21 protein-coding genes are annotated in these 22,551 nt (G+C 68.0%); 12 read left to right on the top strand and 9 right to left on the bottom strand.

The features are described 5' to 3' along the window. Positions 1-69: 69 nt before the first annotated feature. Entirely contained in the window at positions 70-1,443 is a 1,374-nt protein-coding gene (locus tag ABGB08_RS29400) for a hypothetical protein (RefSeq protein ID WP_347596308.1), read from the top strand. A gap of 219 nt (positions 1,444-1,662) precedes the next feature. Then, positions 1,663-1,824 (top strand): hypothetical protein, encoded by a 162-nt coding sequence (locus ABGB08_RS29395; protein ID WP_170321787.1) that lies wholly within the window; start codon positions 1,663-1,665, stop codon positions 1,822-1,824. Positions 1,825-2,024: 200 nt separating this feature from the next. On the opposite strand, the gene ABGB08_RS29390 is transcribed toward ABGB08_RS29395, so the two are convergent. From ABGB08_RS29390 to ABGB08_RS29365, 6 genes are all read right to left on the bottom strand, one after another. Further along, the gene (locus ABGB08_RS29390; protein ID WP_347596305.1) at positions 2,025-3,098 is read right to left on the bottom strand and encodes a glycosyltransferase; all 1,074 of its coding nucleotides are present in this window, start codon (positions 3,096-3,098) and stop codon (positions 2,025-2,027) included. Next, the gene (locus ABGB08_RS29385) at positions 3,095-3,898 is read right to left on the bottom strand and encodes a hypothetical protein (protein WP_155354477.1); all 804 of its coding nucleotides are present in this window, start codon (positions 3,896-3,898) and stop codon (positions 3,095-3,097) included. The genes ABGB08_RS29390 and ABGB08_RS29385 overlap by 4 nt, the downstream gene beginning before the upstream one ends. 147 nt (positions 3,899-4,045) lie before the next feature. After that, entirely contained in the window at positions 4,046-6,151 is a 2,106-nt protein-coding gene (locus ABGB08_RS29380) for a (Fe-S)-binding protein (protein WP_347596302.1), read from the bottom strand. A 55-nt stretch (positions 6,152-6,206) separates the two neighbouring features. After that, positions 6,207-6,800 carry a TetR family transcriptional regulator gene (locus tag ABGB08_RS29375; RefSeq protein ID WP_347596299.1) on the bottom strand — a complete coding sequence of 198 codons (594 nt, stop codon included), beginning with the start codon at positions 6,798-6,800 and terminating at the stop codon, positions 6,207-6,209. Between the two features lie 79 nt (positions 6,801-6,879). Continuing rightward, positions 6,880-7,722 carry a methyltransferase domain-containing protein gene (locus tag ABGB08_RS29370; RefSeq protein WP_347596296.1) on the bottom strand — a complete coding sequence of 281 codons (843 nt, stop codon included), beginning with the start codon at positions 7,720-7,722 and terminating at the stop codon, positions 6,880-6,882. 13 nt (positions 7,723-7,735) lie between these two features. Beyond that, positions 7,736-8,653 carry a sugar phosphate isomerase/epimerase gene (locus ABGB08_RS29365; protein WP_155354481.1) on the bottom strand — a complete coding sequence of 306 codons (918 nt, stop codon included), beginning with the start codon at positions 8,651-8,653 and terminating at the stop codon, positions 7,736-7,738. A gap of 98 nt (positions 8,654-8,751) precedes the next feature. On the opposite strand from ABGB08_RS29365, the gene ABGB08_RS29360 reads away from it, so the two are divergent. From ABGB08_RS29360 to ABGB08_RS29340, 5 genes are all read left to right on the top strand, one after another. After that, entirely contained in the window at positions 8,752-9,450 is a 699-nt protein-coding gene (locus ABGB08_RS29360) for a class I SAM-dependent methyltransferase (protein WP_347596292.1), read from the top strand. A gap of 42 nt (positions 9,451-9,492) precedes the next feature. Next, a complete protein-coding gene (gene radA / locus ABGB08_RS29355) occupies positions 9,493-10,920 on the top strand; it encodes a DNA repair protein RadA (RefSeq protein ID WP_347596289.1) in 1,428 nt (475 codons plus the stop codon). 308 nt (positions 10,921-11,228) lie between these two features. After that, positions 11,229-12,131: a transposase gene (locus ABGB08_RS29350; protein ID WP_347596286.1), complete on the top strand. Its 903-nt coding sequence runs from the start codon at positions 11,229-11,231 to the stop codon at positions 12,129-12,131. A gap of 82 nt (positions 12,132-12,213) precedes the next feature. Then, positions 12,214-12,534, top strand: coding sequence for a hypothetical protein (locus ABGB08_RS29345; RefSeq protein ID WP_347596283.1), 321 nt, complete (start codon positions 12,214-12,216; stop codon positions 12,532-12,534). 121 nt (positions 12,535-12,655) lie between these two features. Continuing rightward, positions 12,656-12,877, top strand: a complete 222-nt coding sequence (locus tag ABGB08_RS29340; protein ID WP_347596468.1) for a hypothetical protein — start codon at positions 12,656-12,658, stop codon at positions 12,875-12,877. A gap of 418 nt (positions 12,878-13,295) precedes the next feature. Here the strand turns inward: ABGB08_RS29340 and ABGB08_RS29335 are convergent, their stop codons facing one another. Next, positions 13,296-13,442 carry a hypothetical protein gene (locus tag ABGB08_RS29335; RefSeq protein WP_347596280.1) on the bottom strand — a complete coding sequence of 49 codons (147 nt, stop codon included), beginning with the start codon at positions 13,440-13,442 and terminating at the stop codon, positions 13,296-13,298. A 236-nt stretch (positions 13,443-13,678) separates the two neighbouring features. On the opposite strand from ABGB08_RS29335, the gene ABGB08_RS29330 reads away from it, so the two are divergent. Next, positions 13,679-14,956, top strand: coding sequence for an RNA-guided endonuclease TnpB family protein (locus ABGB08_RS29330; RefSeq protein ID WP_347596277.1), 1,278 nt, complete (start codon positions 13,679-13,681; stop codon positions 14,954-14,956). A 224-nt stretch (positions 14,957-15,180) separates the two neighbouring features. Next, positions 15,181-16,266, top strand: a complete 1,086-nt coding sequence (gene disA, locus ABGB08_RS29325) for a DNA integrity scanning diadenylate cyclase DisA (RefSeq protein ID WP_347596274.1) — start codon at positions 15,181-15,183, stop codon at positions 16,264-16,266. A gap of 13 nt (positions 16,267-16,279) precedes the next feature. On the opposite strand, the gene ABGB08_RS29320 is transcribed toward disA, so the two are convergent. Then, the gene (locus tag ABGB08_RS29320; RefSeq protein WP_347596271.1) at positions 16,280-16,969 is read right to left on the bottom strand and encodes a hypothetical protein; all 690 of its coding nucleotides are present in this window, start codon (positions 16,967-16,969) and stop codon (positions 16,280-16,282) included. 95 nt (positions 16,970-17,064) lie between these two features. Here ABGB08_RS29320 and ABGB08_RS29315 point away from each other — a divergent pair, with 95 nt between their 5' ends. Both ABGB08_RS29315 and ABGB08_RS29310 read left to right on the top strand, forming a co-directional pair. Next, entirely contained in the window at positions 17,065-17,931 is an 867-nt protein-coding gene (locus ABGB08_RS29315) for an A/G-specific adenine glycosylase (protein ID WP_347596465.1), read from the top strand. 273 nt (positions 17,932-18,204) lie between these two features. Further along, entirely contained in the window at positions 18,205-19,140 is a 936-nt protein-coding gene (locus tag ABGB08_RS29310) for a TIM barrel protein (protein WP_347596268.1), read from the top strand. A gap of 472 nt (positions 19,141-19,612) precedes the next feature. Here the strand turns inward: ABGB08_RS29310 and ABGB08_RS29305 are convergent, their stop codons facing one another. Continuing rightward, on the bottom strand, positions 19,613-21,361 hold the full coding sequence (locus ABGB08_RS29305) for a hypothetical protein (protein ID WP_347596265.1): 1,749 nt from the start codon (positions 21,359-21,361) through the stop codon (positions 19,613-19,615). 371 nt (positions 21,362-21,732) lie between these two features. On the opposite strand from ABGB08_RS29305, the gene ABGB08_RS29300 reads away from it, so the two are divergent. Continuing rightward, a complete protein-coding gene (locus ABGB08_RS29300) occupies positions 21,733-22,410 on the top strand; it encodes an SDR family NAD(P)-dependent oxidoreductase (RefSeq protein ID WP_347596262.1) in 678 nt (225 codons plus the stop codon). Positions 22,411-22,551: the final 141 nt, after the last annotated feature.

Below are 22,551 nucleotides of genomic sequence, written 5' to 3'. Positions count from 1 at the left end.
ACGCCTTGGGCCAGGGTTCGTCCAGATATTGGAACAGGAAAAGCGGGGCGGAAGTTCTACCATGGCACCGTGGATTACGGGGTGCAGTGGGACGGCTTCGCCGCCATGGAGCGCGATGTGCGTGCCATGGTGGCCGACCCACGATGGCCGCTGACGCCCACCCGGACCCGGGCCGACGCCATCTCCCGCCGAGCCCTCGCGACCCAGGACGGCGTCTGCTGGCTGTTCGGCGCGTACGCCCGGTGGTATCGCCTGGATCCGGACGGCCAGTGGCACCTGTCGGCTCCCCCGGCCAGCCTGCCCGTGCGCGCGTCCACCCGGCCGGTCACCGTGCCCATCCCCTACTGGGTGGTCCCCACCGGTCCTGACTTCTCCGTCGATCGTGGCTCGACGCAGGCCTTCGTAGGGCCCGACGTGCCGAACGAGGTGACCGAGCGCGTCCGGGACCTGATCATTACCCATCGCGGTCTGCGCCGGGAGGAGTTCCCGCTCACCGGCGGCCCGTTCCGGCAGGTGTTCGCCGACGAGGTGGCCAGCACGGTGGCGGCGGTGTGGGGCACGGTCATGTGGTGCGCGTACGCCCCCGCGTTCGACGGCAACGAGGTCATGCTGTCGATGTTCGGGGAGTTCCTGGCGCGCCCGCTGCCCGGGGACGAGTTCGTGCGCTGGCTGCCCCCGGTCGGTCTGGCCGACCTGGTCGAGCTGTACGCCGAGCGCTGCCGGTCCGGGTTCCCCGACGCGGGGTTGCGCCTGGCCGCCCTGATGGCGCGGACGGCCAAGGTGCTGCGCGCCGACGCCCGGTTCCGGCCCCGGGCGAGCGCGCTGATCGCCATGATCGAGCAGGTGCTGAACCAGCCCTGGCTGGACCACACCGCGCTGCAGTCGGGGGCCGTGGCGCACAGCTGGCTGCTGCGCTGCCCGCCCAATCTGGCGCCGGCCGCGCTGTCGGAGGTGTCGCCGGGCGATCATTTCCGGCATGTCTTCTACGACCTGGTGGAGGCGCTGGCGTATACCGCGGATTCGGGGGCCGATCCCCGGGCGGTGGCGGCCAGTTTGCTGGCCGCGGATGTGGCGTCGGTGACTACCGATGCGGTGACATATTTGTATCCATGGATGGATGACGGGATCAGGCAGGCGATGTACGTCACGCTGGCCGAGCCCGGGCATCCGCTGCGGGGGTGCTGGCCGGTCGACGGCCGCCTCCCTGAGGGCCTGACGCCTCCGGACCGGTCCACCGCCGCGGCGTTCCTCGGCGCGGCCTACGCGACCGGTCTGGCCTGGTGTGAGCTGGCCGGAGCGACCCCGCCGCCGACCGGATTCCCGGTCTCCGCCGCGGTCGGCCAGTGCCTCGTCCACAACCGCGACGACTTGCCGCTGGAGCCCACCACCACGCCGCGCAAACGGGTCACTGAGACCACTTCCGACTGGCTCTACTCCACCTAACAGATAGGTCACTCTTACCCCACAAATAGGGATATTTCATCCTTTAGCAATACCATCCCCGTGACCTCGGAGAATTGACCGAATTGTGATCTCAGAATCCGGGAAATGGTCAGTGGAGGGACGCCCGGCGTCAGGAATGGTCCCGATGGGCCATGTCGCACCAAGACACACGGACGTAACCTCGAAGTGGGTGTGGGCTGCGGAAGGAAGGACAGCGCGGTGGGGCACGACGACCTGGACTCTCGGGTCCATGACCGTGTCGCGTTGGACGAGATCGCGCTCTACGCCGAGGTGCTGGCGGCCGTGAACTACACGGATGACCGACTGACCTTGGAGGAGCTCGACAACGCGCTCGGGTTGCGGACTTCAGCGAGCCGCTGAAGTCACTGACGGAACTGATCCCGGACTCCCTAAGGGGTCCGGGATAGTTTTTTGGGCTGTATTCATGGCCGCGCCTCCGGCACGGCGGGCTTGGCCGCCCTCAGCCTGCGTCTTCCCTCGTCACTCCGGCCGCTCCGCGACCTGCGTTCCTCAGTCCAGACACAGGCGCGGCCAAGCCAGGGAACTAGTCCGTGCTTGTATCACACCCGGGAACGTAGGCCGAACATCAGTTCTTGCCAGCGGGCCGCGACGGCGGGGGCGGCGTGTGCGGCGGCCGACTCCAGGGCACCGGCGGCGAGGGTCATTCGGCGCCGCTCATCGTCCACCAAGGACAGCAGGGCGGCCGCGTACGCCTCTGTCTCGCCGGCCCCCTGCTGGACCAGGACGCTGTCCCTGCCGGGGCGTACGAACTCGCTCAGGCCGCGCGGGCCGTCGAATCCGACGACGGGGACGCCGCAGCCGAGCGCCTCGACCACGGTCATGCCGAGCACCTCGTGCCGGGACGGCACCGCCACGATCGACGCCTTGGCGAACTCGCCGGGCAGATCGGGGGTGGTGCCCATGAAGTAGACGTGGTTGTGCAGGCTCAGCTCGGCGACCAGGGCGCGCAGGCGCTTCTCCTCCGAGCCGGCGCCGTAGAGGCGCAGCCGCCAGTCGGGGCGCTTGTCGGCGACCACGGCGAAGGCCCGTACCAGCCGGTCGAAGGCTTTGGGGGCGACCCAGCGCCCGCCCGCGCTGATGATGCGGTTGTCCATCCTGGAACGTGGCCAGGGGCCCGCCGGGAGGGCGTCGGGGATGGCGTGCACGGAGAGCTCGTCGTCGAGCAGGCGGGACCACTCGTCGCGCCCGGTCTCGGTGTTGGTGACCACGGCGTCCAGGCGGGGATAGAACCGGCGGACCGGTCCAGGGACGGCCGGTCTGGTCCATTCGCGGGCGATTCTGATGGTCTCGCGCGGGGCGTACCGGGCGGACTGCACGCTCAGGCCCGGGCGGGCGGTGATCAGGACGTCGGCGCGGACGGCGCGGATGGCCCGCCAGAGGGCCACCTCGGTACGGACCTGGCCGCGTGGCAGCAGGTGCGGGCCGGGGCGGGCGTCGACCAGCCAGCGCAGCCTGATCCGGCCGTCGATCGGGAAGAACGGCGCGTCCCTGGTGCGCTTGACGCTGATGATCTCGACGTCCTGGCGCTCCGCGAGGGCGGCGGCCAGGTTGAGCGTGGCCCGGACGTCACCGCGCATCCCGTAGGCGGAGGGCATCAGGAACGTGATCTTCACGCCGCGCTCATCCCCGGGCCGACTTCGAGGCGCAGCTGGTCGTCGGCGGTGAAACTGGGTTTAATCGGCACGCCGTCGATGCGGGTGGCCGGATAGTGCACCCTGCGGCGTTTGCCCTCCACGTCGTCCAGGCTCGCGCCGAGCGCCAGCGGCTCGTCCACCCCTTCGACCTCCAGCGAGGGCTCCCAGACGCCCTGCGAGTCGGGCGTGGCGGCCAGCACGTCGCACAGCGAGAGCGCGGCATGGAACCGCACGCCCTGAACGGTCGCGGTGGCGATCACCTGAGCGTCGCTGTGGCGCAGCGCCAGCCGGGCGGTGTGATGCTGGTCGTCGTCGATCAGGCCGGTGTACGCGAGCAGCCCGGTCACCTCGAAACGACCTTCCCGGAACCAGACCGCCCGCACATCCGCGACCGGCGCGGCTTCGGCGATCTTGATGGCCAGGAAGCCGTTGCGGGTCCGGTAGGCGCGGTAGGCCATCGTCCGGCGACCCAGCGCGTACGCGTCGAGGCGGTCCAGCGAGAAACCCGGATCCACGCTCTGCATCCGAGTGCGCGGGCCATCCTGCTGCAGGTACGCGTCCCAGCGGCCGGGCAATAACGCGAGCGGACCGAGCGAGACGGCCACACTGGCCTCCCGGGCACGCCGACCCGGCGTGCCGAGCATCACCCGCCGTTCCGCCCCGCTCCCCCGGTGCCGAAGCACGAGCTGGGTTCCCGCCGCCAAGGGTTCTTGGATGGCCATCTTCAGGGAGAGGACGTCCGCCAGGGTTACCTCAGCATCAGTGACGACCACACCCACTTTCAGCCCCCTCCCCGTTGATTGAGCCAACGTTGAGGTTACCGTGATTTTCCCGTTATGTGGAGAAAGCTTTTTGTGGTGCTGTGACATTGGCCGATCCTCCGGATCGGCGGGCTTGGCCGCGACATACGACTAACGATGCGGCGATTACCCTTCGGACTTTACCGACTTGATCAGGAGTTGGGCCACGTCCACGACTTCCAGGCTGCTCTTGGCGGCGCCGGTGTTCTTCTTCTCGTTGATGGCGTCGCCGAGCATGACCAGGCAGAACGGGCAGGCGGTGGAGACGGTGTCCGGGTCGGTGGTGAGGGCCTCGTCCACGCGTTCGGTGTTGATGCGCTTGCCGATGCGCTCTTCCATCCACATGCGGGCGCCGCCCGCGCCGCAGCAGAAGCCGCGGTCCTTGCAGCGGTGCATCTCCTGGGTCTGCACGCCCGGCACCTTGGCCATGATGTCGCGCGGCTGGGCGTAGACCTTGTTGTGGCGGCCCAGGAAGCACGGGTCGTGGTAGGTGATCTTCTCCTCGATCGGCGTGATCGGGGTGAGCCTGCCGGTGTCGACCAGGTGGGCCAGCAGCTGGGTGTGGTGCACGACCTCATAAGTCCCGCCGAGCTGCGGGTACTCGTTGGCCAGGGTGTTGAAGCAGTGCGGGCAGGTGGCCACGATCTTCTTGACCCCGGCCTCGTTCAGCGTCTCGATGTTCTGCTGGGCCAGCATGTTGAACAGGAACTCCATGCCCAGCCGCCGCGCCGGATCACCGGTGCAGGCCTCCATCGGGCCCAGCACCGCGAACTTCACCCCCGCGATGTGCAACAGCTCGGCCACCGCCTTGGTGGTCTTCTTCGCCCGGTCCTCCAGCGCGCCCGCGCAGCCGACCCAGAACAGGTACTCGGCGTCCGCCGGCATCTTCTCCTCGACGATCTCGACCTCGAAGTCGAGCTCGGCCACCCACTCGGCCCGCTTCATCTCCGGCATGCCCCACGGGTTGCCCTTGTTCTCCAGGTTCTTCAGCATCACCCCCGCCTCGGACGGGAACGAGGACTCGATCATGACCTGGTAGCGGCGCATGTCCAGGATGTGGTCGATGTGCTCGATGTCCACCGGGCACTGCTCCACACACGCGCCGCAGTTGGTGCACGACCACAGCACGTCCGGGTGGATCACCCCGTCCACCCCGACCAGCGGCTTGTCCAGCAGAGCCAGCACGTCCTCACCCTGGTGGGAACGCTGCTCCTCGCTCATCAGCAGGTACGGCGCGATCTTGAAGGCGTGATCCCGCTGGTCCAGGATGAGCATCTTCGGCGAGAGCGGCTTGTCGGTGATCCACGCCGGGCACTGAGACTGGCAACGCCCGCACTCGGTGCAGGTGTAGAAGTCCAGAAAGTCCTTCCAGGTGGCATCGGTCAGCGTGCCCCGGCCGAACACGTCGGTCTCCGGGTCGGCCTCCTCGAAGTCCAGCACCTTGCCGCCGCTGCGCATCTCCTGGGCCGGGCCCAGACCGTCGGGGCGACGCGAGAACAGCACGTTCAGCGGCGCGGTGAAGATGTGCAGGTGCTTGGAATGCACCACGATCAGCAGGAACACCAGCATGACGCCGATGTGCAGCAGCAGCGCGATCTCTTCCAGCAGCTGGCTGGACGGCAGGATCTTCGCCACGGCGTGGGTGAAGAAGGCGCCCGACTCGTACGGGAAGTTGCCGGTCTTGACAGCGGCGGCGCGGGCCAGGAACAGCGTCCAGATCACGTTGAAGATCATGAAAAGGATGAGCCAGGCGCCGCCCAGGTGGGAGCCGGAGAACCGGGACTCGCGGCCGAGCTTCGTCGGCGCGTTCCTGACCCGGATGGCCGCGAAGGCGATCAGGCCAACCACGCAGGCCAGCGCGATGAGATCCTGCAGGAAGCCCAGCACCGGCCAGGTCCCGATCAACGGGATGTGGAAGTTGGGGCGACCGGTGATGGCGCCCTGGATGATCGCGCCGTACGCCTCGATATAGACGGTCAGCAGGATGATGAACGCCCACATGACGAAAAAGTGCGCCACGCCCGAAGGCGTCCACTTGAGCAGTTTCTTCTGACCGAATACCTCGACCAGTTGGGCTTTCAGTTCGGCGCCCGCGTTCTTCCTCGCGTACTCGATCCGCTGGGGGGCGGGCTGGCCGACGGTGGCCAGCCGGTAGAGGAACAGCACCCGACGGGCCGCCAGGGCGACCACCGCCACCGTCATGACCAGCCCGATAATCGCTACCAGCAGCATGGCTCCTCCATCTCCGACACGTGACCACCATAGAACAATGCTCTGTAGCGATTGCTCAGGGGTCGACGTAACGCTGGATGATCGGCCCGACCAGGGCGATGAGCTCCTCCGGGTCGGCCGAGGCCATCGGTTCCATCCGGATAATATGGCGGGCCATAACCAGGCCGAACATCTGGGCGAACACGGCCTCCAGCCGCAGCAGGGGGACGCCGAGGGCGGCACCCACCCGGCCCAGCATGGCCTCCACCATGAACTCGCGGACCATCGCGACGGCCTGGTCGTTGGAGACGGCCGACCGGATCAGGGCGAGGACCGGCTCGCGGGCCTTCGGATCGGCGGTGAGGGTGAGGATGAAGCGCACCAGGCGCTCGCCCACCTGCTCGCGGGGTCCGGTGACCAGAACGGGGACGACCACGGCGGGATCGAAGGGGAGCCGCATGGCGGCGACGAAGACGCCCTCTTTGGTGTCGAAGTAGTGGTGCACGAGCGCGGGATCGACGCCGGCCGCGCGGGCGATGCCGCGGATGGTCGCCTTGTCGAAACCCTTCTCGGCGAAGATCGCACGGGCGGCGGTGAGGATCTGGCCGCGCGTGTCGGAAACACCGGGACGACGCCCGGGACGACGCCCGGGGCCGCGTGACTCGCTCATATGCTCTTCGCCTGCTTACGCTCCCGCGGATGTCTGGGCTTGGTGGGCTCGACCATATGCCTTCCGCCGGATCGTTCGCTCACGCGCCCTCCGACAGGCCCACGGCCAGTTGCTTGAGCTCCTGGAGGCCCGCGGGTTCGGTGAGCGCGGGGACTGCCCGGTGGGTGAGAGGTTTCACACCGACCGCCAGGTATACCCGCATTGGGATGATCATCTCGCCGTCCGGGAAGACGCGGAGGATCTCGCCGCGCTCCCGGTCCAGCAGTTCGTCGGCGGCGGCTTCCGGCATCGACGCCACGTACGAGTGCGAACGCAGATCGGTCAGGAAATCCTCCACCCGGATCCGGCGCGTCCAGTACACCCAGGTCTCGGAAACCTGGAGCCCCGCAGCGGCCATCGCGGCCCCGATCGGCGGCATGCTCCAGCCCGGCTGCGCGGGACCGGTATAGCCCGGCAGGTCCGCCAGTCTCACCTGGAAGGCGGCCAGCCAGTCGGCCTTGCGCGCGTCCACCGTGTTCCACCAGCCCGCCACCGCGCCGCCCGGGCGGACCACCCGGATCGCCTCGGCGATCGAGACCGTACGGTCCAGCCAGTGCCAGGACTGGGCGTACGTCACCAGGTCGGCCAGGCCGTCCCGGAGCGGGAGCGCGTTGCCGTCGGCGAGCAGGGCGGCGCCGGCCGTACGGGAGCGGAGGAAGGCGAGCATCCGGGCGGCGCGGTCCACCGCGACGACCCGGACGCCGCGATCCAGCAGCCCACGCGTCGAGATCCCGGTGCCGGCGCCGACGTCGACGGCGAACGCGCCCTCGAACCGGATGCCGGACAGTTCGGTCAGCGCCGCGTAGAGGGCAGGCGGATATTCCGGGCGCGCGGCGTCATACGCCTCCGCCACCCGGTCGACGTCGAAGACCTGGTGGCTCATCTCTCGCCGTGGCTCATCTCTTCGCGGAGGAGGCGGCGAAGTGGAGCCGGGCGAAGGCCAGCGCCTCGGCCAGATCGTCGATCCGCTCGGTCCGGCCGACCGCCTTCCTCGTGTTGATCTCCAGCACGATCAGACCACCATAGCCCGCGTTCGCCAGCCGCTCCAGCATCTGCGCGCACGGCTGGTTCCCCCGGCCAGGCACCAGATGCTCGTCCTTGTTGGTGATCCCGGTCCCGTCGGCCAGGTGCAGGTGGGCGAGGCGATCCCCCAGCTTGGCCGCCATCTCCATGGCGTCGGACCCCGACACCGCCGTGTGCGACAGATCCAGGGTCACCTGCGGAAAGTCGTGATCGACCGGATTCCAGTCCGGCGCGTACGGCACGACCTCGTTGCCCCGGGCCCGAAGCGGGAACATGTTCTCCACCGCGAACACGATGTCGGTCTCCTCCCGCATCCTGGCCAGCCCGACCTCGAAGTCCCGGGCGTAGTCCCGCTGCCAGCGGAACGGCGGATGCACCACCACCGTCTGCGCCCCCAGCCGCTGCGCCGCGTCCCTGGCCCGCTCCAGCTTGGCCCACGGATCGCGCCCCCACACCCGCTGGGTGACCAGCAGGCAGGGCGCGTGCACGGCCAGAATGGGCAGCTCATAATGATCCCGCAGCCGCTCCAGGACTTCGACGTCCTGGCTGACCGGATCCTGCCCCACCATGATCTCAACACCGTCGTAGCCGAGCCGCGCCGCGAGCTCGAACGCGTCCGGCGTTCGTTCGGGGTAGACCGACGCGGTCGACAGCGCGATCTTGGCATTGGGGACGCGTACAACTTCCCGCCGGACACCGTCCGCCTGGGGGTTGGGGACCCGCGCGTCCCCCCGCTGGACACCGTCCGCGGGGTCGTCTCCACCGATGTAGGTCCGCTCGCCGGGGCTCATCCCCGGCTCCCCACCCGGACGCTCGCTCGCTCGCTCGCTCACCATTCCAGACTAAGCGAGCGAACCGCCGTGGCGGGCTAGCCGCCTATCGTGGTGCGATGCCGCGCATTCCGAAGGGCGCCGTACCGAGCCCGAACATCTGGCACAACCCCAAGATCTACGAGCTGGAGAACCGCGCGGTCGACCCCGACGGCGTGATCGACACGGCCATCCGCGCGGTACGCCCCTGGGAGTCTGCCACCGTCCTCGACATCGGCTGCGGCACGGGCTACCACCTGCCCGTGTACGCGTCGTCCGCTGCTCAGGTAATCGGCGTCGAGCCCCACCCCGACCTGGCCGCCCTAGCCTCCCGCCGATGCTCCCAGCTGCGAAACGTGGCCGTCCACGTGGCCACCGCGCAGGCGCTCCCCGTCCCTGACGCGTCCGTGGACGTGGCCGTGGCCCGCTGGGCGTACTTCTTCGGGCCCGGCTGCGAACCGGGTCTGAAAGAGCTTTCCAGGGCCGTACGGCGCGGCGGAGCCGCGTTCATGGTCGACCTGGACGGGTCCCGCGGATCCTTCGGGGCATGGTTTCGAGCGACGGTGCCGACATATTCGGCGCGAACGGTGGAAGATTTCTGGTCCCGGCAGGGCTGGCAACGAGCCGAACTCGACCCCCGCATGGTGTTCACCCGCCGCGCCGACCTCGAAGCGGTCCTCCGAATCGAGTTCACCCCGGGAGTGTCAGCACGCGCCATCAGAGAGATCCCGGGCCTGGAAGTCCCCTACCCAACCATCCTCCGCTGGCGCCTCTTCTGAGCGGGGGGTGGGAATGTCGGTCGCGGCCGGTAGCCTCCGGGCGTGAGTAAAGCTGGGAAGCCTTCGTATCGGTGTGGCGAGTGTGGCTGGGTGGCCGCCAAATGGGTGGGGCGCTGTGGGGAGTGTCAGGCCTGGGGGACGGTTGAGGAGGCGGGGGCCAGGCAGGGCGTCAATGTGGTCAGGGGTGGTGCGGTTTCGGCGCCGGCCGTGCCGATTGGGCAGGTGAAGGCTGAGGTCGCGCATGCGCGGCCGACCGGGGTGGGCGAGCTGGATCGGGTGCTTGGCGGTGGTCTGGTGCCGGGTGCGGTGGTGTTGCTGGCTGGGGAGCCTGGGATCGGCAAGTCAACTCTGCTGCTGGAAGCCGCTGCCAGGACCGCCCAGCACGACACGGTTCTGTATGTGACGGGCGAGGAGTCGGCGTCCCAGGTCCGGATGCGGGCTGACCGGATTGGTGCCGTGGAGGACCAGCTTTATCTGGCCGCCGAGACCGATTTGGGAGCCCTTGTCACTCATGTCGAGAAGGTTCAGCCTCGGTTGCTGATCGTCGACTCCGTGCAGACCATCGGATCCGCCGACGCCACCGGCGTGCCCGGCGGCGTGACGCAGGTCCGCGAAGTGGCCGCCAACCTGACCCGGTTGGCCAAGGAACGCGGCATGTCCACCGTCCTGGTCGGCCACGTGACCAAGGACGGCTCAATCGCCGGCCCCCGCGTCCTGGAGCACCTGGTCGACGTCGTGCTCCACTTCGAAGGCGACCGTAACTCACGCCTCAGAATGGTTCGCGCGATCAAGAACAGGTTCGGCCCGATCGAGGAAGTCGGCTGCTTCGACCTGCACGAACGCGGTATCACCGGTATCACCGACCCCAGCGGCCTGTTCATCTCCCGCCACCCGGAACCGGTCCCCGGCACCTGCGTCACCGTCACCATCGAAGGCACCCGCCCGATCCCCGCCGAACTCCAGGCCCTCGTCGGCCCGACCGAAGCCCCGCAACCCCGCCGGACGTCCTCCGGGCTCGACTCGTACCGAGTGGCCATGGTTTTAGCCGTCATGGAACGCCGCCTGAACGCCAAGATCGGCAAATGCGACGTGTTCACCGCGACCGTCGGCGGCATCAGACTCACCGACCCCGCCGTCGATCTCGCCCTGCTGCTCTCGGTGGTCAGCGCGGCCGGCGACGAACCGCTCCCGCACGGCCTGGTCGCCCTGGGCGAAGTCGGCCTGGCCGGTGAGCTCCGCCCAGTCCGAGACGTCCGCCGCCGCCTCGCCGAAGCCGCCCGCCTCGGCTTCACCCGAGCTCTGGTCCCCACCGGCTCACTCGTGGAAGACACCCTCAAACTCAACCCCGCCCCCAGCCGCGGCGATCTCGTGGCAGTCCGCCCCACCGGAATCCGCACCACGAATTTCTCACCCGGCTTCGACGTCACCGAAGCAGAGAACGTCTGGGACGCCCTGACACACGTCCGTTGACATCCCCTCGGCAACCTCGTCGCGGGTCCACCCGCCGAAATCCGTACCACGAACTTCTCGCCCGGCTTCGCCGTTATCGAAAAGCCGCAGAAGGCTCCGTCCTTCAGCTTGACACCGTTGGCGAAGTAGATCAAAAGCAGTGGCCTCATGTTCACGTCTGTGATCATGAGGCCGCTATTGTCGTTCCTGCTCGCGGATGGAGTCGTGGGTGTCGCTGCGTTCGATTGGTCCAGATCAGATCCCGGCGGGAACCCTGGCGGTAGCTCGGGCAGCTTTCCCGAAAGGCAGCCTGGCGATCCGTATCCGAGATGCGTTGGTGTCCTGTTCGAGGACGGGGACTTCGCTGCGGCGTTTCCGCCCGTGGCCGTCCGGCGCTGTCTCCAGCTCGGCTGGCGCTGGTGTCGATCCTGCAGTTCGGCGAGGGTCTGTTGGACCGGCAGGCGGCTGAGGCCGTGCGAGCGCGGATCGACTGGAAGTACGCGCTCGGGTTAGAGCTGACCGACGTCGGCTTTGACTACTCGGTGCTCAGTGAGTTCCGAGATCGCCTGATCGCGGGATCGCTTGAGCAAAGCCTGCTCGACACGATCCTGGAGCGTGCCGGAACCGCCGGGCTGCTTCGAGCTGGAGGTCGGCAGCGAACTGACTCCACCCATGTGCTCATGGCCATGCGCACGATGAATCGGCTGGAGCAGGTGCATGAAACGGTGCGCGCCGCGCTCAACGCGCTGGCCGCCGCAGCACCGGACTGGCTGCTGGCCCAGGCCGAATCCGGATGGTTCGAGCGGTATGAGGTCCGCGTCGAGGACTATCGACTGCCGAAGAACAAGGCTGAGCGCATCCAGCTCGGCCACGAGATCGGCGCCGATGGGAACGGCGTCCTGCGCGCGGTGTACTCGCCAGCCGCTCCTGGCTTGCTGCGCAACATCCCGGCGGTGCAGACGCTGCGCCATGTATGGATCCAGCAGTACGTCACCATCGACGATCAACTGCGCTGGCGAACGCCTGACGAGCAGCCGCCAGGCATGATCCGCCAGATCTCGCCGTACGACGGCGACGCCCGATCCGGAACCAAGCGCGACTCGCACTGGGACGGCTACAAGGTTCACCTCACCGAGGCTTGCGACACCGACGCCCCGCATTTGATCGCTGTTCCAGGGGGCACGTGGGGTCACCGCTTTGGGAGGCGGACGAACTTGCCCGCTGGGCGTTGAAACCTTTGGCCATCGCAGCCACGTATATCTGCTTGAAGAATCAACCGCATCCCCGTGGTGCCACTACGGGAGTAGGAAAAGGATGGGACTTGCGATGATTTCACGAGCAACGAGACGCAGAACTCGGGGCGCCTTAATCGCCACGGGCACGGCCGCGATACTTTTCGCGGCCGCCGCGCCGGCCATGGCCAGCGAGGGCATGATGTGGAACGGCTTCGGATGGAGCGCGGTGTCCGCCGAATACGCCGTCAGCCGAGCGATCGACGACGTCGAAACCATGGCCGCCGGGGAGCGTCAGTACAACTGTGAACTCATCGACGGGAGCACCATCATTTGGGAACGGTTCAACCAGCAGAACGGTAGCCACTGGTGGGAAGCCAGTGTGGACATGATCTGCCGGTGACTCATGGTGCGGACCCCAGCCTGGAAAGGGCCGGGGCCCGCGTCAACGGCGAGCGCCGCAGGCGGGATACCGTCGCGCGCGGCGCGCTCTTCCTGGCCCGGGGGTCACGGCCGGGTTCGGCATCGGCGTGGTCGCGGCCATCATGGGCGTTGCCGGCGGCGAACTCCTGATCCCCACGATCGTGCTGCTCTACTCCGTGGACATCAAGACCGCAGGCAGCCTGTCCTTGCTGGTCTCGCTGCCCACCATGCTCGTGGCCTTCGCCCGCTACAGCCGCGACGGCAGCTTCTCCGTCTGGGCGCTAACCTCCGCTTCGCCGGCGCCCTGCTGGGGCTACTGCTAGGTGTCATCCCGGTCCTGGTCCTCATCCCCATCCTCGCGGGCGTGTTGGTGGTCTCAGCGGTGAAGCTGGCCAGGCACACGGCCCCCAACACGTGAAAGGTCCCCTGATCACATTGGTGATCACGGGGCCGTTTCTTTCTGATCTACTTCGCCAACGGGGTATCTCAGCTTCAGGCGGGGATGAATGCGGTCCCCGTCAGGGGATGGCGATGGCCCGCTGTAGGTGGGGCATCCAGGAGCACGGAGCGTGACCCCGGGACCGTTCGGGTTGGGCGGCCCTGGTGTTGGATGTGTTGCCTGTTGATCGAGAGCGGGCGCCGCCGTTCCAGGACGTGGCTGGGGACAGCGCAATAGGACGGCGACCTGGCGATACCCATGCGTGCGGGTTCCTGCGGCCGCACAGGAGTTCACCGGCAGGGTCAGCCGTCGTCGTTGAGGTCGTTGACCGGTTCGGAGACGGCCCCTTGGGCGGGTGGGCCACGAGCGGTGGGTGGTCGCCTGTGGTCGTGGTCGGCGTTGAACTCGCGTGGCTCGGATCCGAGCCACGCCTGCCTCGCCCGCCGCATACTCGATCATGATGTCCTCTCGGCGGCGCAGCGGCGCCGTCGTCGTGGGAGACATTTCGCCGATATGCGGTCACGGGGACCGGATGGAGGTCAAGCGCGGTGGTTGTGTGCCTGCACGGTGCCTGTGGTGCCGGTGTTCGGCTCCCGCTGCCCCAAGTCATGCGCTAGTGTGTTCGAGTCGTGACCGTGTGTGTCCGGCGTAGTGGCGGGTTGGGTGTGACGGGGGGAGGCCCGGGGTGAGGCTGCGCTACAACTTCCGGATCTACCCCGACCCCTCCCAGCGTCAGGCGCTGGCACGGTTGTTCGGGTGTGTCCGGGTGGTGTGGAATGACGCGCTGGCGATGCGCAAGGCGGCGCGTAAGGCCGGGCTGCCGTGGATCGGTGGCGGGGACCTGCAGAAGATCTGTATCACCGCGGCGAAGCGGACGCCGGAGCGGGAGTGGCTGGGTGAGGTGTCCCCGGTCCCGCTCCAGCAGGTGCTGCGTGACCTGGATCAGGCGTACCAGAATTTCTTCGACTCGGTGAGCGGGAGGCGTAAGGGTCGGCGGATGGGGTTGCCGGTGTTCAAGTCGCGCCGGGATCGGCGTCAGGCGGCCCGGTTCACCCGTACCGCCTTCCGCCTGCCCGGCGACGGGACGCTGTACCTGGCCAAGATCGGGAAGATCGAGGTGCGCTGGTCGCGGGAGCTGCCGGCGGTCCCGTCGTCGGTCACGGTCGTCCAGGATGCGGCGGGCCGCTGTTTCGCCTCGTTCGTGATCGAGGTCGAGGATGCCGGGCAGGTGCTGCCCGAGGCGGAGGCCGAGATCGGGATCGATCTGGGTTTGACTCATTATGCGGTCTTGTCGGATGGCACGAAGATCGCCAATCCGCGGTGGCTGCGCCGCCGGGCCAAACGGCTGGCCCGGCTGCAGCGGGCGCTGTCGCGCAAGCGGAAGGGATCAAAGAACCGGGAGAAGGCGCGGATCGCGGTGGCCCGCCAGCACGCCAAGGTGAGCGACGCGCGCCGGGATTTCCTGCACCAGACCAGCACATCGATCATCCGTGAAAACCAAACGGTGGCGATCGAGGATCTGGCGGTGCGGGGTCTGGCCCGCGGTCGGCTGGCCAAATCGGTGAACGACGCGTCTTGGGGTGCGTTCCGTGCTCTGCTGGGTGGGAAGGCGGCCCGCTACGGGCGGACGGTCATCGCGGTGGGCCGCTGGTTTCCCTCCTCCCGGTTGTGCCCGTGTTGCGGGTGGCGGAACGGGACGGTGCCGCTGCGGGTGCGGGAGTGGGATTGCCCGTCTTGCGGGGAGCACCACGACCGCGACCTCGTGGCCGCGTTGAACATTCTGGCCGAGGGCATTCGCCTGCGCGCGCAGGCGGAGGCGGCCTCTGCCGGGGGAGGGCAGGATGAGGAAATGGTGGCCGCCGGGCTGGCGGACACTCGAAACGACTGTGGAGGGCGGGTAAGACCAGGCGAGGCAATTCCGACCCTGGCACCGCCCGCAACCTATGACGCTCACGCGGCGTAGCGGAAGCAGTAAGGACTCCACGGCGACGTGGGGAATCTCCGGCGTTCACGCCAGGGAGGAGGTCAAAGAGGCAGAGTACGTCTAGGGCGTCCGACGCACATCCGGTGAGCATGTCGTTACCCAGTTAAACTGGACGGTGCTATGGGTCTGCTGAGCCAAGCAGACTTGTCGCGAGGCGGATAGACCGTCTGGGCGCAGAGACACGACCAGCGGGGGTCACTGACGTGCACAACGACAAAGCCTGGGACGAGCGCCGACGAGCCACACTGGCCTCCCTCGCCCCTGGAACCGCGCTTCGCGACGGGCTCGAACGCATTCTGCGCGGCCACACCGGCGGCCTGATCGTCCTCGGATACGACGACACCGTGGAAGAACTCTGCACCGGCGGTTTCGAACTGGACGTCGAGTTCGCCGCCACCCGGCTCCGTGAACTCGCCAAAATGGACGGCGCGATCGTCCTCAACAGCGGCGACCTGCGCATCGTCCGCGCCGCCGTGCACCTGGTGCCCGACCCGGGCATCCCCACCGACGAATCCGGCACCCGCCACAGAACCGCCCAGCGGGTGGCCCGCCAGACCGAGTTCCCGGTCATCGCGATCAGCAAGTCGATGCGCATCATCGCGCTCTACCTCGACGGCGTCCGCTACGTCCTGGAGGAATCCGCCGCCATCCTGTCCAAGGCCAACCAGGCTCTCGCCACACTAGAACGCTACAAACTCCGCCTCGACGAGGTCTCCGGCACCCTCTCCGCCCTCGAAATCGAGGACCTGGTGACCGTTCGCGACGTCTCCGCCGTGGTGCAACGCCTGGAAATGGTCCGCCGGATCTCCGTCGAGATCGAAGGGTACGTCGTGGAGTTGGGCACCGACGGCCGCCTCATCTCCCTGCAGCTCGACGAGTTGGTCGGCGGCGTGGAAGAGGACCGCGCCCTGACCATCCGGGACTACCTCCCGGCCCCGAGCGCCCGCCGCCCGCGCCGCTTCACCGAGGCCATCCACGACCTCGACAATCTCTCCGCCCTGGACCTCCTCGACCTCACCCGCGTGGCCCAGATCCTCGGCCACACCGGCCCCGACCCCCTCGACACCCCGGTAAGCCCGCGCGGCTTCCGCCTCCTGGCCCGAGTCCCCCGCCTCCCCACCACGATCGTCGACCGCCTAGTCGACCACTTCGGCGGCCTGCAAAAACTCCTCGCCGCCAGCATCGACGACCTCCAGGTCGTCGGCGGCGTAGGCGAAACCCGCGCCAGAAACGTCCGCGAAGGCCTCTCCCGCCTCGCCGAATCCTCAATCCTCGAGCGGTACGTGTAAGCCAATCTCCACATCACTTGAGTTGGAAGACGTTTCTGGAGCTTTTCAGGGTGCCGAAGCGGGCCAAGGCCACGTACTTGCCTTTGCGGGCGGTGGGGGGGTCGGCGGCGCAGTCGTTGCCGGAGAGGTAGCGGGGCCATTGGATGGAGCGGACGAAGGGGACGCCTCGGTGCAGGAGTTGGCGATCGACGCCTTCGCCGGCCACGCAGTCGGCGGTGGACCAGATGCGCTGGCCGCCGGTGGAGATGCGCATTTCGAGGGCGCGGGGGCCCAGGTCGGCGGTGCAGGCGATCTGGCCGATGTTGACGACGGTGAGGAGGAATCCTGGGATCTGGTCGCCTTTGTAGATTTCCTGGCTGGCTCTCAGGCTCACGACCAGGTCGTTAGCGACGCAGGGTTCGCCGTTCTTGCGCGGCGGGGGCGACGGGGACGGCGATCCGTGCGATCCATGGGTGGGGCTGCCGGATGGCTGTGGCGACGCGGCCGGTGGGGAGACTTTGGGCGACGGGAGCGAGACGACCATCGCGTCGGTTCCGCCCGACCCCGCCTTCGGAGTGGTCGTCGGCTTGTCCGAGCCGCTGGCGCAGCCCCAGGCCACGACGGCCACCACCACGAGCATGCCGGTGAGCACCGACACCCGGCGGCGCCAGTAGACGTCACCGCCCTCGACTCCAACATCACCACGGAACGTGTCCGGATCCATACGGACAGTATGGAGAGTCGTGGTCCGCTCTCCGTCACGCCTCGCCGAGGGAGATCGAGATGCGGAGTATGTACGGTGTCACACACCGCTAGAGTCTGACCGTGACTCTTCATGCCCCGATCCTCGACTGGTACGCGGAGCACAACAGAGACCTCCCCTGGCGCCGCCCCGAGGCTACCCCGTGGGGCATCCTGGTCAGCGAAATCATGCTCCAGCAGACCCCGGTCATCCGGGTTCTCCCGATCTGGGAGGAATGGCTCACCCGCTGGCCCACCCCTGACACTCTCGCCAAGGAACCCCCAGGCGAAGCCGTACGCCACTGGGGACGCCTGGGTTACCCCCGCCGGGCCCTGAACCTGCACGCCTGCGCGAAAGCCATCACGGCCGATTTCGACGGCACCGTCCCGGCGACGTACGACGAGTTGCGCACGCTTCCCGGGATCGGGGACTACACGGCCGCTGCCGTGGCCAGTTTCGCGTACGGCGGGCGTCATGCCGTACTCGACACGAACGTGCGCCGAGTCCTGGCGCGGGCGATCCGCGGCGAGGAGTTCCCGCCGACGGCGACCACGGCGCCCGAGCGCAAACTCGCCGAATCCCTCATCCCGCCCGTGGACGCTCCTCGCTGGGCGGTCGCCGTTATGGAGCTCGGCGCCCTGATCTGTACGGCTCGCGCCCCTCGTTGCGCCGACTGCCCCGTTTCCGGCCGCTGCCAGTGGCTGCTCACCGGCAAACCCGCCCACGACGGCCCGCCCCGCCGCGGCCAGACCTACGCGGGAACCGACCGCCAGTGCCGCGGCGCCCTGCTCGCCGTCCTCCGCGACGCTCCCGGCCCGGTGCCCAAGGCCGCTCTCGACGCCGCCTGGTCCAACACCGCGCAACGCGAACGTGCCCTCGACGGCCTGCTGACGGACGGCCTCGCCGAACTTCTCGACAACGATTTCTACGCCTTGCCGACGTAAGGTGTTCGCGCGACGGGTTGTAGTACTACACTGTGTAGAGCGAATTCGGCCAAGTCTCGCCCAAGTGGATCACAAGTCGCCGTTCTTACGGTGAGACCGCTGCCGACGTCACCCTAGCGGCTTACTGGGAAATCAGCTGCGGGGCGGACGCGTAGACCGGTGCACGAGAGCAAGCTCGCCGTACCGGGCCGGATTCCCGGTACGGAGGGACTCGTGTCCCATGCGGTCAGGACAGGTCGTGTGGGCCAATGGGGTCGGAGCTTGGAGGCATCGATGCGGCTGCGCCACGACGACGGGACGCTCGTTCACCTGGCCTACAACGCGGGTGTGCATCCCGCGGAGGACCTGGAGAACTTGATCGCGCACTTGACCAGGTATGCGGTGCCTGTGCGCAAGCGGCTGGGTGTGGACCGGCTCGGCATCGGCCTGTGGCTGGCGCCGCCGGTGGCCGACCACCTGATCGCCGACCGTATCGAGCTGGTACGGCTCCGGCGCTCGCTTGAGGAGCGCGGCCTCGAGGTCGTGAGCCTCAACGGTACCGGTGGGCGTAACCAGGAGGCGCCCGGCCCGGACTGGGCCAAGCCCGAGCGGTACCGGTACACGATGTCGCTCGCGAAGATCCTGGCGTTCCTGCTGCCCGAGGATGTGCGGTTCGGCAGCATCTCCACGATTCCGATCGGGTGGCGCCGGGACTGGCCGGCCGACCTGCACTCGATCGCCTCGCGTCGCCTGGAGCGCCTCTCCCGCGAGCTGCGCGGTCTCTCCAGCGTGACCGGCAAGACCATCCGTGTCGGGTTCGAGCCCTGGCCCGGCTGCGTCCTGGAAACCACAGAGCAGGCCCTGCAGCGTGTCTGCGGCATCGACTCCGAACACCTCGGTGTCTGCCTGGACGCCTGCCACCTCTCCTGCGGCACCGAAGAGACCGCCTCGGCCCTCCGCGGCCTGGCCATGGCCGGCGCCCCCGTCGTCAAACTCGGCCACGTCCACGACCACAGCCAGGAAATCCCCAGCACCCAGCCGGTCCTCCAGGACACCCTCACCGCCCTCCTCTCCGGCGCCGTCAACGGCAGCGCCCACATCGAGGTCGAGGCCCACGACTGGACCACCCCCAAAACCAAGGGCCCCGCCGCCCTGGTAGCCCGCCTGGCCGACGACCTCGACTGGACCCGCCGCAACCTCACCGCCCTAGGCCTCAAACTCGCCGCTTAGCCCCCGCAGGTTGCCGTGGGTGTTTCCACCGTGCCCAGGTTGCGGTGGCTGTTCCCACCCGCCCACCCTTGATTGTTTCCGGGGCTGCCGCCCCGACCCCCGGGGATTACCCGCTCCGGGGGCTTCGCCCCGCCCTTCGGCCAGCACAAACGGTTCAATGCGGAATGGATCAGCATCTGGGGCTTCGCCCCGCCCTTCGGCCAGCGCAAACCCATCCGACACATTCGTGGACCAAGCAGCGTTTTATCTCCAACGTGCGTTGCGCTGGCCGTTGCCGTTCATGTCGTTGAGACACTCGGGTGCCATCGGCGGGAGCTTCCGCGGCAAACAATCGATGACCGTTAGTGCCCGTTGCGGGTAGGTGGCGAAGCCACGGCGCCCCCAGGGCCCGGGCGGAGCCCGGACAAACACAAAAGGGTGGGCGGGTAGGAGATCCACGGCAAACATTCGAGTGCCGTGTTGTCATGGTGGTTCACTGGCGGTAGACGATCTTTTTGGTGGAGTGGCCGGGGTAGATCACGATGAGGTGTTGCTCGGGGGCGAATTCCTCGCCGCGGGCGTAGACGCGGAGGCGGTAGCGGCCGGGGCCGTTTAGGGCGAGGTTGGGGAGGGAAATCCCGGCTCCCTCGTCCATGCCTTCCTCCATGACGGGGATGCCTAGGTGGCCGGTGCGGCTGAGGATGCTTAGTTCGGTTACCTCGTTCCAGCCTTTGAGGTGGAGTGGGGGCGCGGCGGGGAAGGCTTTGGCGGTTAGGCAGATTGGCTCGTTCTCGTTGTAGGTCATCACGGAGGCGGAGCTGCCGGTTACCGCGACGAAGCCGTCGTCGATCGCCGCGGAGAAGGAATCCTCCTCGGAGTCGTCATTGGCGTCGAAGACGGAGTAGCCGCCGCCCTCGAACAGGAAGTAGGCGGCCGTACCCTGGCGTTTGGCGCGGACTTTCGGCCAGGGGTCGGTGCATTTGGCGTTCTCCTCGGCTATCCAGGCGGCGGCCGAGGCTTTTTCCGCAGCCTCCGAATTGAGCAGGTGGGGCTGTTGCTCGCTGATTTTGCCGGGGCAGATGAAGACGAGGTCCGAGGGGTCGGCGCCCCAGGCCGGGCGCGGGCTGCCCGCCTGGGTCAGCAGCGCTTCCTGTTCCTCCCTGGTCGTGGCGTCGCACAGGCGTCTGCCGTACGCGAGGATGCGCTGGTCGGGGACGGTGTCGTCGAACATCGGCGGGACGCCGTCCATGGTGCTGCGGGCGAGGCAGAGGAAGGCTTTGTCCCGGTCCTGGGGGCGGGTGTCGCCGAACTTCTTGTGCAGGACGGTCCAGTCCATGCATTCGTCCTCCCAGCCGGTGTAGGTGAGGCGGGCGGTCTCCTCGGGGTGGACCAGCGTGAGGACCGGGATGAGGACGGCGACGGCGGGCAGGAGGCGCAGGCCGCCGGAACGTTGGCGGGGAGCGGTGGGCGTGGGGTCGGGGTTGTGGAGTTCGTGCGCGGAGCGGGCCATCCACGCCGCGTTCAGGATGGTGAACATCGCCAAGGCGGTGAAGATAGAGAAAGTGGGGATATCCCGGAAACGCTCAAGAGCTAAGGCGACGTATGGCAGGACCAGCGCTGTGATCAGAAAGGTCCAGCCGGTGATGGTGGTGGTCCGGTGCCAGCGGCCGTCCCGGTGCTGGCCGATGAGGATCAGCAGGAGCCAGAACGGGTAGACCAGGTCGAGGATTTCGAACGCGTTGGGGATGTCCGCGCCGAACTCGTCGGCCACCTCCACCGCCATGCCCAGCACGTCGAGCACGGCCAGCGTGAGCGCCAGCCCGCGGAGCACGCCGGTGAGCGCCAGGGCGAAGAGCACCTGCATCGGGCCCCACACCAGCAGGGTGAACGTGTCGGCGAGGCGGTCGGGAAGCAGCAGGTCGGTGAGCGAGCCGAGGACCAGGACGTCGGCGACGGCCAGGTAGAGGAGGCGGCGCAGCCAGCGCACCCGCGGGTCGGCCGGACGGGGGGCGCGTGGCGGCAGGGTGAAGACCTGGCGGAGCGTCCAGACGTTGACGGCGAGCGTCCCGACGAGCAGCGTCACCCCGAGGCCGCGTTCGCCCTGCCAGTATTCGTCGATTTCCCAGCTGAAGTGGAGGGAGACCCCGAATGGCCGGATGGCGTGGATATCGTCGCTCACCACGCCGAGCACCGCCGCTATCGCGGTCGCGACGAGGTAGAGCCCGATGACAATTGACGCCAAACGCTGCCGGAACACTCCGCGGAACCCTCTCTTTGCCCGAAAAGATCATAAGGGTTCTGAATGCCGACAAAATTCTGACATTTGCGCATGTCTTCCGGGGCCGTTCGGCGCGCAACTCCGGAAGGTGTACGGGTTCAGCTGGCCACCAAGTCGAACCGTTCCCAGCGGCCGATGGCGGTGCCGTTGGCGATCAGCGGCTGGGCTCCCGCGGCCTCCGCAGCGGCATACATGTTGTTGGCCCGGGAGTGCAGGGCGATGTTGCCATTGCCGATGTCGATACGCTCGCTCGTGCCGATCGTGGACTTTGTTGGCGATCAGCGGGGTGGTGTTGGTGATGATCAGCCATTGCGACGCGGAGAACGGGAGCCGTCATGGGAAATGTGCTGATGACTGGAGCCACTGGAGGGATTGGGACGGCCCTGGTCAGCGCGCTCATAGCGGCCGGCCATCGAGTGATCGCCGTGGGGCGCGATGTCGGGCGGCTGGACGTGCGCGGGATCGAGGCAGATCTGGCCGAACCCGGGACGCTGGCCGCCGCCGTGGAAGCGTTGGAGGATGCGGGAGAACTGGAGGACGTACAGGCAGTGGTGCATTGCGCGGGAATCTCCCCCGTCAAGGCCGTCGCCGGGGCCAGCCCCGAGACGTGGCGGCGGACGCTGGCGGTGAACGTGACCTCCGCCGCCGAACTGGTACGGCTGACGCTCCCCGCCTTACGGCGGTCCCGGGGACATGTGATCTTCGTTAACGCCTCACCCGGGATGACCGGCGTCCCCCGCTGGTCGGCGTTCGTCGCCAGCAAGGCAGCGCTGCGGGAACTGGCCGATTCCTTGCGTGAGGAGGAGGCCACCCACGGGATACGCGTCACCACGGTCTATCCAGCAGCGACGGCGACCGACCTGCTGGGTGAGGTCAGGAGCGCCTTCGGACGCCCATACGATCCTGAGTTGTGCATCCGGCCGCAGACGCTGGCCGCGATGATCGTCTGGGTGCTGAGCGCACCAGTGGACGCCTACGTCTGCGAGCTGTCTGTACTGCCGTCGCCGCGCTGAGCCTGTTGCCGGCGCATGAGGGAATTCGCCACTCTCCGGACCATCTGACGGAGGCAGCAACGCACCCCGAGACACGAAGAAGGACGCGCCCTCAAGGTGCCCAGTCGCCGATCCCACCCCCGCCAAAAGCGCAGCACCCCC

The organism is Acrocarpospora sp. B8E8, assembly GCF_039871605.1.
Taxonomy (GTDB): domain Bacteria; phylum Actinomycetota; class Actinomycetes; order Streptosporangiales; family Streptosporangiaceae; genus Acrocarpospora; species Acrocarpospora macrocephala.
The sequence above is the reverse complement of the archived record's forward strand: the minus strand, read 5'-3'. Positions and strand labels throughout refer to the sequence as shown.

Excerpts from the sequence above, each read along its gene's own strand:
- ABGB08_RS29380 (WP_347596302.1), bottom strand. The coding sequence starts at position 6,151 with ATGCTGCTGGTAGCGATTATCGGGCTGGTCATGACGGTGGCGGTGGTC.
- ABGB08_RS29375 (WP_347596299.1), bottom strand. The coding sequence starts at position 6,800 with ATGAGCGAGTCACGCGGCCCCGGGCGTCGTCCCGGGCGTCGTCCCGGT.
- ABGB08_RS29370 (WP_347596296.1), bottom strand. The coding sequence starts at position 7,722 with ATGAGCCACCAGGTCTTCGACGTCGACCGGGTGGCGGAGGCGTATGAC.
- ABGB08_RS29365 (WP_155354481.1), bottom strand. The coding sequence starts at position 8,653 with ATGAGCCCCGGCGAGCGGACCTACATCGGTGGAGACGACCCCGCGGAC.
- ABGB08_RS29360 (WP_347596292.1), top strand. The coding sequence starts at position 8,752 with ATGCCGCGCATTCCGAAGGGCGCCGTACCGAGCCCGAACATCTGGCAC.
- ABGB08_RS29350 (WP_347596286.1), top strand. The coding sequence starts at position 11,229 with ATGCGTTGGTGTCCTGTTCGAGGACGGGGACTTCGCTGCGGCGTTTCC.
- ABGB08_RS29345 (WP_347596283.1), top strand. The coding sequence starts at position 12,214 with ATGGGACTTGCGATGATTTCACGAGCAACGAGACGCAGAACTCGGGGC.
- ABGB08_RS29335 (WP_347596280.1), bottom strand. The coding sequence starts at position 13,442 with ATGCGGCGGGCGAGGCAGGCGTGGCTCGGATCCGAGCCACGCGAGTTC.
- ABGB08_RS29320 (WP_347596271.1), bottom strand. The coding sequence starts at position 16,969 with ATGGATCCGGACACGTTCCGTGGTGATGTTGGAGTCGAGGGCGGTGAC.
- ABGB08_RS29310 (WP_347596268.1), top strand. The coding sequence starts at position 18,205 with ATGCGGCTGCGCCACGACGACGGGACGCTCGTTCACCTGGCCTACAAC.
- ABGB08_RS29300 (WP_347596262.1), top strand. The coding sequence starts at position 21,733 with ATGGGAAATGTGCTGATGACTGGAGCCACTGGAGGGATTGGGACGGCC.